Here is a 12,825-nt window from a genome sequence, read left to right as displayed (position 1 = left end):
GTTAGCCGATCTCCACATGAAGCCATTTAAATTCGCCGTAAGTCCCACGAATCTTGTTTTCTAGGCAACTAAAATCCCAACATTCATTTTTAAAATTGCCCAGTAAGCATCCTACGCTGAATTTATGGCAATTTAGTTCAGAATTATCAATAGCAATCCACGCGTATTCTTTGCCTCTTGCTCTACTCCCTGCGCTTTCAACAGCTGTTCTAGCTCTTTGGGCTACTTTTTCTAAGCCAAGCGAATTACCATCTTTGCCACAGGCAATATAAATTTTCCCGCCCTCTTTAAGCTTGCCCGCTCTTTCATCCTCTAGGCGCGTTAAAAAGTGGCGGGGGTGGGCATATCTGATGTAAGCCTTGCCATCCTTGTCGGTTACTTCTGCGATGAGATTATCCCCAAGATAAATACCCGAATGTGCAACCCAAAAGCGTATATCACAATACAAAACGCTTCCGGGTTTAGCATACCCTTCTAAGCTTGTAATTTTTGCCATGAAAACTCCTTTTGCATATTTTTTATCCTCGATTGTTTCATTTTTTTTAAAACCTCCCCAAAATGTCCAGCAAGGTTCGGGCTGTGTGCTGGGCTAGGGCTAGGCTCATTTTTTGGTGGCAGGGCAAAGAAATTTGGGCCTTGTAGAAATTTTCAGCCTTTGGGAGGGTGGGCGTGCCTAAATTTTGGTAGAGCTTAAAGGTGTGGATGGGTTTATAATGCACCTGCACGCCAATTTGTGCCTTTAGCAGGGCTTGTAAAATGGCTTCTTTGTGCGCCCATAAAAAGGGCTTGAGCAAAATGGAATATAGGTGATTGGTGCTTTGGATATAAGCGGGCAAACTGGTATGTACACAACTAAAATAGGGATTGCCCCTAAAGAAATCATCATAAAAACAAGCGATCTTCTCACGCACAGCCAAGAAAGCATCGATCTTTTTAAGCTGGCTTAAACCCAAAGCAGCTTGTAATTCGTTCATACGGAAGTTATACCCCAAACTAGAAACTTCCACATCAAACCCGTTTTTTTGCACGCCATGGTTAGCCAAAAGCTGGAGTTTCTCATAAAGCATGCGATCATTGGTGGCGATCGCTCCTCCTTCTGCGGTGGTGATGGGCTTGATGGCATGCAAGCTAAAAATGCTCACATCAGCTAGCACCCCGATCTTTTGGTGATGGTAACTCCCCCCAAGCGCATGCGAGCTATCCGAGATAAAAAATAGATCATAAGCCCGACAAAAATCCGCAATCGCTCTAGCCTCCACACTCTTACCCCCAAAATCCACACTCACCACCGCCTTAATACGCTCCTTATGGGGGCAAGCCTGATAACAGCTCTCTAGCAAGTTTTCATCCATATTGCCGTCTTCTTTAATGTCGCAAAAAAATGGGGTGGCGTGGTTGGCAAGTAACATGTTGCTTGTCGCCACAAAGCTAATGGGTGTGGTGATGACTAGATGTTGGCTTAAGTCCAAAGCTTGGTAGGTTAAAAAAAGCGCACTGGTGGCATTGGGGCAGACTAAAACATACTTGACTCCCAGATAATCCGCCAAAGCGTGCTCAAATTGCCCCACCAAGGGACCTTGCGTGAGATAATCACTCTTTAAAGCCTGCACCACCGCTAAAATGTCCTCTTGATCGATGGATTGGGTGCTATAGGGGTTCATGTGTGTAGTAAATCCTGCACTTTTTGTGCCTTGAGTGCTTGGGGGTTGTGCGCCTTGTCTAGTCCTTTGAGCTGATCAGGATCGAGGGTGCTAAAATCCTCCTTTGGATTAGGGGGGGTCATTTTTTTGAGTGCATCGCTTAAGGCTATCTTTTGCTCTTCTAGGGTTTTGACAAATGCCTTAGAGGTGCTCGGATCGCCAACTAGCAAGCGATCGGGTTTGATGGATTTAAACTGTAAGTTTGGATTTTCATAGCTCTTTGTGAAGACATTTTCCCCTTGATAGAGGGCTTGATCGTAGATTTTTTGGATTTGCTCTTTCAGGGTGTTGCCTTGCGTATTCTTTGGGGTAGCAAGGTTAGCCAAATCTTGGGCTAAGGGTTGCATTTGATCGATGCTTTTTAAAGCCACTTGCAATGCCCCGATGGTGTGGTTGGTGTTTTTGGTGGCGGTGGCTAGTTGGTTGGTCTTAATTTCTACTTCTGTGGTGGTTGGCTTAAGCGGTGTGCTGGGTTTGGGCGGGACGGGCGTGATTTTGGGTGCGGACAAGGGGGCATGCTTAATTGATGATACACCTGCCATGAAAGTCCTTTTTTAATCTGATCAAGCATAAGTTGTTCCTATTGTGTTAAAATAGAGTCTGATGACACTCTAAAGGCAAGCCTTGATTAGTATCCAAGAAAACGCCCCCTATATTGCCCACCCGTTGGCTTTTTATGCGCCCCTATGCCAGCCAGATACGCTTTTATTAGAAAGCGCGCAGGCAGAAAACAAGCACCACACCCAATCATTGATCCTAACCCAAGCATGCGCTAAGATTGTTTGCCATCACGATCGTGTCAGCATGCATGCCTTAAATGCCAATGGGTTAGCCTTGTTGCAAGATTTGGCGGTTTGGTTAAATACACCCCTTATTGGGCAAAGCCTTCACTTGCATTACCCCAAAGATCACACCTATGCCGATGAATTTGCTAAATTGCAAAGACCCAGCCCCCTAGATGCTTTGAGGGCTATTTTTGCACCTTTTAAAAACCAGCATGATCACCCCTTTGCCCTCTTTTGTGCCGGGTTATTTTCCTTTGATTTTATCGCCTATTTTGAAAATCTGCCCCTTTTGGGCGTGCAGGATAACAGCGCGCCTGATTTTCTCTTCTATGTGGCACAAAATCTAGTCGTGATCAACCACCAAAGCAAGAGCACACAGATTTTAGGGACATGCTTTGATTCCCAGTTTCAAGCCCAAATCCAAACAGAGGTCGCGCATTTAAAATACCTAGCCACCCACGCTCCCACAGATTTTAACCCCCCCATACACGCGCCTAATAAAAGTGTCAGCACCGATTGTAACGATGGACTCTTTGGGCAAAGGGTGCTCAGACTCAAAGAGGAACTTAAAAGGGGCGAGATTTTCCAAGCCGTGATCGCGCGCAGTTTTTACTTAGAATGCGCCAATAGCCTCAATGCCTACCACCACCTCAAAGTGCAAAATCCAAGCCCCTATATGTTTTACATGCGCACACCTGAGTGGGTGCTCTTTGGGGCTAGCCCTGAGAGCGCGCTCAAATACGACTCACCCACCAACACCGCCCAAATTTACCCCATCGCCGGGACACGCCCTAGGGGCAAAAAGCCTGATGGATCGCTCGATTTGGATTTGGATAACCGCCTAGAGCTAGACTTGCAAAGCGATTCTAAAGAGCGCGCCGAGCATATTATGCTTTTGGATTTGGCGCGCAATGACATCGCAAGGGTGGCTAAACCCAATACCCGCTTTGTGAGCAAACTTTTAAAGGTAGAAAAATACGCCCATGTGATGCATTTATGCTCGGCGGTACAAGGGGAGCTTAAAAGTGGGCTAGACGCCCTACACGCCTACAGAAGTTTTATGAATGCGGGTACGCTCAGTGGTGCGCCCAAGATTGCCGCGCTCAAGCTCATCGCCACTTTGGAGGGCAAACGGCGTGGGTCTTATGGGGGCTCGATGGGGTATTTAGCTTTAGATGGTTCGATGGATACCTGTATTGTGATCCGATCGGCATTTGTGCAAGAGGGGCGCGCCATTGTCCAAGCGGGGGCGGGTATTGTGCTAGAAAGCGATATTCAAGCTGAGATCGCCGAGAGTTGGGCTAAGGCGCAATCGGTGATTGAGGCGATCCAAAGAAGTTAGCATGAAAATTTACTTGATTGATAATTTTGACTCTTTCACTTATAATTTGGTCTATGAACTGGAGAGCTTGGGGCATAGCGTGGTGGTTTATCGTAACGATTTGGCTGAGGGCTTGCTTTTTGAACGCATGGTAAAAGAAAAGCAAAAACCTTTGCTTTTGATCTCACCGGGTCCGGGTGATCCAGCACACTCGGGGCGACTCTTGCCCTTGATTGCCCAAGTGCGGGGGCACTTTGGCATTTTGGGCGTGTGTTTGGGTCTGCAAGCCCTAGCCCAAAGTTATGGTGCGGACATTGTCCAAAGCCCAGAGATCATGCATGGCAAGAGTGTGCGCATACTCTTAGAACCCTTTGAACCCTTTGAGGGCTTGGGGGAGAGCTTGCAAGTGGGGCGTTACCATTCTTTGGTGGCGAGCAACTTGCCCCCTTGCCTGAAGGTGATTGCGCATTATGAGGGCATGGTGATGGGGCTTTATTGCGCTAAGGATAATGCCCTAGCCTACCAGTTCCACCCAGAGAGCATTATGAGCACGCAGGGCACACGGCTTTTAAAACAAAGCTTGGAATTTTTGCAAAAAAATAGCCATGACTGAGATTTTAGCTACCCTCTGCCAGCACCAAGACTTAAGCCCCAAACAAATGCAAAGCTTCTTATCTGCCATTTTTGAGGGCAACATAAGTCCTGCCATGTTAGGTGCGATTTTGATCGCCTTGAAGATGAAACCAGAAAGCATTGAGGAGATCGCCAGTGCAACTCTTTTTTTAAAAACCAACTTGCCAGAGGTGGCGGGTGCTTTTGTGGATAATTGCGGGACGGGCGGGGATGGTGCTTCTAGTATTAATATCAGTACGATCAGCGCGTTATTGTGTGCGTCCATGGGCGTGAAAATGGCCAAACATGGCAATAAAAGCTCTTCGGGACGGGGGAGTGCGGATTTATTGGAGGTTTTGGGCGTGAATATCCAAATGCACCCCACACAGCTCAAAAACTGCCTAGAAAAAACCAACTTTGCTTTTTTATTTGCCCCCCTTTACTACCCTAGTTTTGCCCAAATTGCCCCCATCCGTAAAGAACTCAAAGTGCGCACCTTGTTTAATCTGCTAGGTCCTCTTCTTAATCCCCTACCTTTAAGCGCGCAACTCTTGGGGGTTTATGACAAGAGCCTATGCCTGCCCCTAGCTAGCGTGCTCCAAAAATTGGGCGTGCCTAGGGCGATGGTGGTGCATACGGCGGGTGTGGATGAAATTGCCTTGCATGGAGAAATCCATGTCTGTGAGTTACAAGGGAGTAAAATTTTAGAATACACCCTAAGCCCCCAAGATTTTGGGTTACAAGCCTATGCCTTGGAACAGATGATAAGCCCTAGTTTAGAATACAGCGCGCAGGTGTGTTTAGAGGTCTTGCAAGGCAGAGGGCAGGAGGCACACCGCGCAATCATTGCAGCTAATAGCGCGGCGTTGTTGGTTTTAAGCGGGTTGGCGCGCGATCTCAAAGAGGGCGCAGCTTTAAGCCTAGAGCAAATGCATAGCCAAAAAGCCTACCAGCATTTACAAAAGATCGTTACAATTAGCCATGCCTAATCACCTCCAACAAATTTTAGAACGCAAAAGGGATGAAATCCAAGCCCTCAAAATGCGCTTTTCTATCCCCACGACCCTAAAGCCCAGCATACGGGATTTTCATAAGGCACTACAAGAGCCACGCACCAGTTTTATTTTGGAGTGTAAAAAGGCCTCTCCCTCTAAGGGCTTGATTTGCAAGGACTTTAATCTGCCCAAAATTGTCAAAATTTATGACAAATTTGCCACTTGTCTGTCTATCCTCACCGATAAGGCGCATTTTCAAGGCTCTTATGAGAATCTAAGGCTCGCCTCTAAATTCACCACCAAGCCCCTTTTATGCAAGGATTTTATCTTGGAGCCCTTCCAAGTCTTGCTAGCCCGCCACATGGGAGCAGATGCGATCTTGTTAATGTTAAGCGTGCTGGAGGATTCTACTTACACCCAGCTAGCCAAACTAGCTAAATCGCTCAACATGGCGATCTTAACTGAAGTTAGTGATGAATCCCAAGTCAAGCGGGCTTTAAACCTAGGCGCGCCTATCATTGGGATTAACAACCGGGATTTAGCCACCTTGCAGGTGGATTTAAACACGACTTTAAGGTTACAACCCTTGATCCCCAAGGGCATAATAATCATTAGCGAATCGGGGATCAACACCCATAGCGATATTAAAAAGCTATGTTCGCATGTGCATGGGTTTTTGGTGGGGAGTTCTTTAATGGCACAAGCCAACTTAAAGAGGGCTTGCCAAAAACTCATCTTGGGGGAAAATAAAATCTGTGGACTTAGGCGGATCAAAGATGCCAAAAGGGCATACAGCTGTGGCTTTATTTATGGTGGACTCATCTTTGATCCCCACTCCCCACGCTACATTAGCCCCAAAAGAGCTAGAAAGCTGGTTAAAAAAGTGCCTAAACTGGACTTTGTGGGGGTATTTGTGCATGCTAACATCAAAACCATCATCAAAAGAGCCTACCAGCTCCATTTAAAAGCCGTGCAGTTGCATGGGGATTACAACGCCGAACAAATTGCACTGTTAAAACAAGCCTTAGAATGCCTGGTGTGGCAGGTGGTGCGCGTTAGTCCCAAAGCAAACGCGCTAGATGTGCCAAACTTAGGGGCGGATCTGATCTTGTATGATAGTCAGGGTGTGCGTGCAGGGGGGAATGGTGTTGCTTTTAGCTGGGAGATTTTAGCGCATGCCCCTAGTCCCTTTATGCTAGCCGGGGGTTTGCGCTTGGATAATCTCAAAGAAGCCCTGCGTGTGGGGGCTGTGGGGCTAGATATTAATTCGGGAGCAGAGAGCGCACCGGGTAAAAAAAGCCCCTCTAAAATCAAGCAACTAGCCCAAATCTTGCGGGAGTATTGATGGTCAAACAAAATAAAGAAGCGTATTTTGGTGCTTTTGGCGGACTCTTTGTGCCTGAAATTTTAATCCCCCCCTTAGCCCAGCTAGAGGAGGGATTTAAGGCGTGCTTAAATGATCGGGATTTTCAAGTGGAGTTTAGCACTCTTTTAGCTCACTTTCTAGGCCGTCCCACGCCTCTAACACGGGTTAAAAACCTCATCACAAACCCCAAAGTCAGGCTTTATCTCAAACGTGAGGATTTATTGCACGGGGGGGCACACAAGAGTAACCAAGCTCTGGGGCAAGCCCTCTTGGCTAAGAAAATGGGTAAAAAGCGCATCATTGCTGAAACGGGAGCGGGCCAGCACGGGGTTGCCACCGCTCTTGCTTGTGCACTTTTGAATCTAGAATGCGTGATCTATATGGGCACTAAGGATATAGAACGCCAAGCCCCTAACGTCTTCCGCATGGAATTAATGGGCGCACGGGTGATCCCGGTGAGCACCGGATCGGCTAGCCTCAAGGATGCGATCAATGAGGCCCTAAGGGATTGGGCAAGCTCTTACCCTTCGACCCATTATCTTTTGGGCACAGCCGCCGGTCCCCACCCTTATCCTAAAATGGTCAAACATTTCCAAAGTATGATCGGTACAGAGGCCAGAGCGCAAATCTTAGAGCAAGAAGGGTGTTTGCCTAATGTGGTGATCGCATGCGTGGGTGGAGGGAGCAATGCGATTGGGATGTTTTCTGCCTTTTTAGAGGATCACACGGTGCAGTTAGTGGGGGTTGAGCCTGCCGGATTGGGGCTAGAGACCAACAAACACGGCGCGGTGCTGTGTCAGGGCAGTGTGGGGATTTTGCATGGGAGCAAGACCTATATTTTACAAGATGAGGAGGGGCAAATACAAGAGAGTCATAGCATTTCAGCCGGGCTAGATTATCCGGGCGTGGGTCCGGAACATAGCTATTTGAAACAAAGTGGGCGGGCTAGTTATGTGGGCATTAGCGACCAAGAGGCATTAGAGGCGTTTGTGGCTTTAAGCAAACATGAGGGCATTATCCCCGCTTTGGAGAGCGCGCATGCTCTAGCCTATGCCTTAAATCTGGCTAAAGAGGATCAAGAACGCGTGATCTTAGTGAATTTGAGCGGGCGGGGGGATAAAGATTTGCAAAGCGTGCAAGATGCCCTAAAGGCTAGGTTATGAGATATGCCCAAACTTTCCAAGCCCTTAAAACCACCCACAAACCCGCGTTTGTGCCCTTTGTAACTCTGGGCGATCCTAGCTATGATCGGAGCTTTGAGATTCTCAAAACCCTCATTGATGCGGGCGTGAGCGCGCTTGAGTTGGGTTTTGCCTTTTCTGACCCAATAGCCGATGGACCTGTGATCCAAGAGGGCAATTTGAGGGCGTTGCGCTGTGCTAGCATGGAGGGCAACTTTAAACTCTTGGCACAGGTGCGCAGGCTTGCGCCCGATATCCCGATAGGCTTGTTAGTCTATGCTAATTTGATCATGCGCTTTGGGGTGGATCGCTTTTATGCCGCATGTGCTCAAAGTGGGGTGGATAGCGTTCTGGTTGCGGATGTGCCCTTGTGTGAGAGTGCAGAATTTGTCAAAGTAGCACACCAAAACGCCGTCGCCCCGGTTTTTTTGGCTACCCCCAATGCCAGCCCAAAGCATTTAGAGCACATCGCCAAGAATTGCCCTGCCTTTATTTATGTCCTTGCCCGTGCGGGGGTAACAGGCACACAAGAGCACCTAGCCACCACCCCCCAGCACATTTTACACACGCTTAAAAAGATCAGCCCCACCCCTTGTTTATTGGGCTTTGGGATTTCGCAACCATCCCATGTAAAAAGTGCTTTAAGCATGGGGGCTGATGGGGTGATCTGTGGTTCAGCCATTGTGCAGATCATCGCGCAAAATTTGGACCACCCCCCTAGCATGCTGGCACGCCTAAGCGAGTTTGTAGCGCAGATGATGGGGGAGAGTTAGTTTTAGTTTCTTGCCAAAGGATCGACATGCAAACCACAATCGGGCAATACCTCTTAGATCGTCTGAAAAGTTATGGAGTCCAACATCTCTTTGGAGTCCCCGGGGATTATAATTTGGCGTTTTTGGACTTGGTAGAAGATGACCCCCATTTGCAGTGGGTGGGGAATTGTAACGAGCTCAATGCCTCCTATGCTGCCGATGGCTATGCGCGTCTAAAATCAATGGGGGCATTGCTCACAACCTTTGGGGTGGGGGAACTCAGTGCCATTAATGGCATTGCGGGTTCTTATGCTGAAAGCGTGCCGGTGGTGAAAATCGTGGGGATGCCCTCTAGGGGGGTTGTCCATAGCCGTAAGCTGGTGCACCACACTTTGGGCGATGGGGAGTTTTTGAAGTTCTATAATATGTATGCAGAGGTGAGCGTTGCCCAAACAATTTTAAACAAGCAAAATGCCCAAAGTGAGATCGATCGGGTTTTGGGAGAGTGCTTTTTGCACAAAAAACCCGTTTATATTGGTCTACCTGTAGATGTGACACATATCCCCATTGAAACCTACACCTCCTCTCCCCTTGTTACGAGGAGCGATCCTAAGATTTTAAACGCCTTTTTAGAGGACGCTCAAGAATTATTGCGCAAATCCAAATCCCAAGTTGTGATGGCCGATTATGAGGTCAATCGCTACCACCTCAACCAAGAACTCAAACACTTTATCGAGGCGGTGAATTTGCCCCTCGTTTCATTGGCGATGGGTAAGGGGGTCTTTGATGAAACCCACCCTAATTTTATTGGTGTTTATAATGGCATTCTAAGCGATGCTAGGGTCTGTTCTTTGATGAGACATGCAGATTGCGCTCTTTTGATTGGGGTCAAGCTGACCGACTCGCTCACAGCGGGCTTTCATTATATCCGTGAGCACCACCTTTCTATCCAAATCCACCCCTTTTATAGCCAAATTGGGGAAAAAACCTACGATGATATTTTAATGCAAGATGTCCTCAAAGCCCTAGCCCGGCTCAAGTTCCAAGCCAGTTTCCCTAAAGAGACACACCCCAAGACTCCCCATTTAAATGGCAAGCTCACCCAAGATAAGTTTTTTAAAATCATTCAAGAATACTTACGCCCCCATGATGTGTTGATTGCCGAACAAGGGACTTCATTTTTTGGCGCAATCTCTATGGTTTTGCCCAGTGGGGTGAGTTTTATTGGCCAGCCTCTGTGGGGATCGATTGGCTATACTTTTGGGGCGTTGCTGGGCACTGCTTTAGCCAGCCCTGATCGGCGGCATATCTTGCTCATTGGCGATGGGTCCTTCCAGCTGGTCGCTCAAGAACTCTCCACCATGCTCAGAGAGAATATCACGCCCACTATTATTGTGATCAATAATGATGGCTACACGGTGGAGCGTTGTATCCATGGACCCACACGCCAATACAACCACATCAACATGTGGCATTATTCCAAGCTGGCAAGTTTTTTTGATGTCCATTTGGCTAGAGAGGTGGTGAGCTTTCAGGTTTCCAGTGTGGCTGGGCTAAGAGAGGCACTCTGTGTTGCCCAGCAGAGTTCTAAGCTCGCCCTGATTGAAGCATGCATGGACAAGGATGATGCACCCATTTTGCTAAAAAAATTGGGGGCGTTGTTTGGAGCCCAGATATAGTTTTGATTAAGAAAATATTAAGTAAAAAGTTGCGATTTTTTAGGCGACCGCCAGCAAAGAACTTGAGTCAAGTCATTAGCAATCTTAAAAATGAGATTGAGTCTTCAAAGGAACATCAAAAAACGCTAGGGAGTTGGATGGCGCATGGCAAGACCATAGAATCATGATGGGTATTGCCTTGGATTGGTCTCTAGCAGACACTAGATAGGGGGGATTTATATTTGATTTTTTGTGTTATAATTCTCTTTTTAAATCCATAGGGAGTTTTCCTTGCCTTTCATTAAACTTATCACCCCCCCCCCCCCCAATAAGTTAAGTTCTCACCCTAAGTTTCATTTTTCTATTGTTTTAGCCTCTGTGGGGTGCCTATGACTTGGCTCATCCTTGCAGGAATCGCCCTCGTTTGTGTTGTTGTAATCCAACGCTTCAAAGCACCACCCCATACCCCTAGCCCAACTCTCCAAAAACCACCCCCTAAACAACCCAGCGCGCCCAACCCCGCACCAAGTGATTTACACTTGTTTGAAAGAGAGAACCCCCATGGATTTTTTGATCAAAACACTAAAAAGGTGGATGAGAACATGAAAAAGGGTCAGGAATACGAAAATTTTATCGCCCAAAAATATGCCCAACAAGGCTATGAGCTTATTTTTCATCGCGATCTAGGCAAACAAGATCAAAAAATTGATCTCATCTTAGAGAGGGATAATGCGGTGATTTTTATCCAGTGTAAAAACTGGAATGAAAAAACGGGTCATCGTGTTGGTTTGGACGGTGTCAAAGCATTTTTGCACAGTTGCGATGCTAAGGAAAAAACAGAATATGCGGGCAAAAACTGCCAAAGACTTCTCATACTCTCTAGCCCTGTGCTGGAAAAAGAGGCGTGGCAATTTATCAAGGAACACACCCAAGACCTGCGGGTGGATTTTAAAATCATAGAACACAAAGAAGGAGTTAGTATGGATTACGCCAAAAAATACAGGGATTTGGTCGCCGGGCATTATGCAGCTCAAGGTTTTAATGTCAAACGATACGATGAGAGCAAAAGCCATCCAGAGAAACATTTAGCATTCACCCGCATCGATTTGATTTTGCGCAAAGACAAACAAATTATCTTTGCACAGTGTAGAAACTGGAATCCAGAGGGAGAACACAAGATGGATGCCAAGTATTTAGAGAAGTTCTTGGAGGATTGCCATGGATACCAAAGCCATTTATACCGCGATGATTTTGAGCATTACAAACAATGTTTCTTTAAAAATATCGTGGTGATCAATAGCCCTAAGTTGCTTGCCCCCGATGCCTTTGAGTTCATTAAGAGCCAAAGGGATAAAAAAGAGCATGAGCGGGTGTTTTATGAGGTGCTAGAACCCTCAGCCAACATGGACAAGGTGAGTAAGTGTGAGATCAGGAGGAAAAATGATTTTTAGATTGACTAGGGGTAACAAATTAATACGGATTGGTTTTATTGCGTTTGCAATGATGGGTTTTATGGCTACTAGCTTTTATGGTTGTAAAAGTAGTAAATCTGAAAGTCTTGATGATGCATTGAAGTTGTGCGAAGGGTATGCAACTGGCAGTGGATCGCTCAAGCAATCCCCTGAAAAAGCCATCAACTATTGCCAAAAGGCTATCCGTATGGGGAACATACAGGGAGCTAGTGATGAGAGCAAAAAGGTATTGCATGCCGAAAAAATCCTCGTTACTCTGTATGAGTATGAAAAACGGTCTTTGGATCAAAAAATCTCTCAGATATTACGCAGTGCTGTTTTAGATTTAAGCAAGCAAACAGGAGAAATTAACCTCGAAGCTATTATGCCAAAAGATTATCCTAGCCACGGATGGGTGCATGGTGCATTAGGCGATGCCCTATTACAACTAGGTTGTTTTTATGAAAGCTCATGGAGTTGTATGGTGGGTTCAAGAACAGAGTTAGATCCACAAAGGGCAAAGGCCTTTTTTAAAAAAGCCGCAGAATTGGGCAATAAAACAGCCCAAGAAAAGCTAAAAGAACTTGGGGTCTGGTTGCACCAAACCCCAAAAAAACTAAATCTCAAATCTAAATCTTGCAAGGAGCAAAAATGTTAGTTGTGTTGAAAAAGCGTGTGTGGCAAGTGGTCTTGTTATTGGCAATGGCTTTAGGGGTTTGTTATGCCAATAGTCAGGCAGAGGAGTATTACAAAATGGCAAAGTCTTACGATGAGAATAAAGACTACTCTAAAGCCCTACAATACTACCAAAAAGCGGCAGAAATGGGGAGTGCTAATGCTTATACCGACTTGGGATTGATGTATGCAAAAGGTGAAGGGGTTGCAAAAGACTACTCTAAAGCCCTACAATACTACCAAAAAGCGGCAGAAATGGGGAGTGCTGATGCTTATAACAAGTTGGGATTAATGTATGACATGGGCGAAGGGGTTGAGCAAGACTACTC

13 protein-coding genes are annotated in these 12,825 nt (G+C 46.5%); 10 read left to right on the top strand and 3 right to left on the bottom strand.

The window, feature by feature from the left end:
* Window position 1: 1 nt before the first annotated feature.
* Genes EAO36_RS01470 through EAO36_RS01460 form a run of 3 tightly spaced genes read right to left on the bottom strand, consistent with a single transcriptional unit; the run spans window position 2 to window position 2,242 of the window.
* On the bottom strand, window positions 2-496 hold the full coding sequence (locus tag EAO36_RS01470) for a hypothetical protein (protein WP_120948203.1): 495 nt from the start codon (window positions 494-496) through the stop codon (window positions 2-4).
* A gap of 46 nt (window positions 497-542) precedes the next feature.
* Window positions 543-1,661 (bottom strand): UDP-4-amino-4,6-dideoxy-N-acetyl-beta-L-altrosamine transaminase, encoded by a 1,119-nt coding sequence (gene pseC, locus EAO36_RS01465; protein WP_120955611.1) that lies wholly within the window; start codon window positions 1,659-1,661, stop codon window positions 543-545.
* A complete protein-coding gene (locus tag EAO36_RS01460; protein ID WP_120948201.1) occupies window positions 1,658-2,242 on the bottom strand; it encodes a hypothetical protein in 585 nt (194 codons plus the stop codon). The genes pseC and EAO36_RS01460 overlap by 4 nt, the downstream gene beginning before the upstream one ends.
* Window positions 2,243-2,324: 82 nt before the next feature.
* Between EAO36_RS01460 and trpE the strand changes: the two genes are divergently transcribed.
* The 10 genes from trpE to EAO36_RS01410 all read left to right on the top strand — a co-directional run.
* Complete coding sequence (gene trpE / locus EAO36_RS01455) at window positions 2,325-3,827, top strand: anthranilate synthase component I (protein ID WP_120955610.1); 1,503 nt, start codon at window positions 2,325-2,327, stop codon at window positions 3,825-3,827.
* A gap of 1 nt (window position 3,828) precedes the next feature.
* Window positions 3,829-4,419, top strand: coding sequence for an aminodeoxychorismate/anthranilate synthase component II (locus tag EAO36_RS01450; protein ID WP_120948199.1), 591 nt, complete (start codon window positions 3,829-3,831; stop codon window positions 4,417-4,419).
* The gene (trpD, locus tag EAO36_RS01445; RefSeq protein ID WP_120948198.1) at window positions 4,412-5,407 is read left to right on the top strand and encodes an anthranilate phosphoribosyltransferase; all 996 of its coding nucleotides are present in this window, start codon (window positions 4,412-4,414) and stop codon (window positions 5,405-5,407) included. Before EAO36_RS01450 ends, trpD begins: the two co-directional genes overlap by 8 nt.
* On the top strand, window positions 5,400-6,758 hold the full coding sequence (trpCF, locus tag EAO36_RS01440; RefSeq protein ID WP_120955609.1) for a bifunctional indole-3-glycerol-phosphate synthase TrpC/phosphoribosylanthranilate isomerase TrpF: 1,359 nt from the start codon (window positions 5,400-5,402) through the stop codon (window positions 6,756-6,758). The genes trpD and trpCF overlap by 8 nt, the downstream gene beginning before the upstream one ends.
* Window positions 6,758-7,942 carry a tryptophan synthase subunit beta gene (trpB, locus tag EAO36_RS01435; RefSeq protein WP_120948196.1) on the top strand — a complete coding sequence of 395 codons (1,185 nt, stop codon included), beginning with the start codon at window positions 6,758-6,760 and terminating at the stop codon, window positions 7,940-7,942. Before trpCF ends, trpB begins: the two co-directional genes overlap by 1 nt.
* Entirely contained in the window at window positions 7,939-8,733 is a 795-nt protein-coding gene (gene trpA / locus EAO36_RS01430; protein WP_120948195.1) for a tryptophan synthase subunit alpha, read from the top strand. Before trpB ends, trpA begins: the two co-directional genes overlap by 4 nt.
* 26 nt (window positions 8,734-8,759) lie before the next feature.
* Window positions 8,760-10,391 carry an alpha-keto acid decarboxylase family protein gene (locus tag EAO36_RS01425; protein ID WP_120948194.1) on the top strand — a complete coding sequence of 544 codons (1,632 nt, stop codon included), beginning with the start codon at window positions 8,760-8,762 and terminating at the stop codon, window positions 10,389-10,391.
* 368 nt (window positions 10,392-10,759) lie between these two features.
* Window positions 10,760-11,821, top strand: coding sequence for a restriction endonuclease (locus EAO36_RS01420; protein ID WP_120948193.1), 1,062 nt, complete (start codon window positions 10,760-10,762; stop codon window positions 11,819-11,821).
* 61 nt (window positions 11,822-11,882) lie between these two features.
* Complete coding sequence (locus EAO36_RS01415) at window positions 11,883-12,479, top strand: SEL1-like repeat protein (RefSeq protein ID WP_162983077.1); 597 nt, start codon at window positions 11,883-11,885, stop codon at window positions 12,477-12,479.
* The coding region (locus EAO36_RS01410; protein ID WP_162983240.1) for a tetratricopeptide repeat protein at window positions 12,473-12,825 on the top strand (353 nt) is incomplete at its 3' end. The genes EAO36_RS01415 and EAO36_RS01410, both read left to right, overlap by 7 nt.

This window comes from Helicobacter mehlei, assembly GCF_003660265.1.
GTDB classification, from domain to species: domain Bacteria; phylum Campylobacterota; class Campylobacteria; order Campylobacterales; family Helicobacteraceae; genus Helicobacter; species Helicobacter mehlei.
Note: the sequence above shows the minus strand (reverse complement) of the source record. Positions and strands in the feature narration are given on the sequence as shown.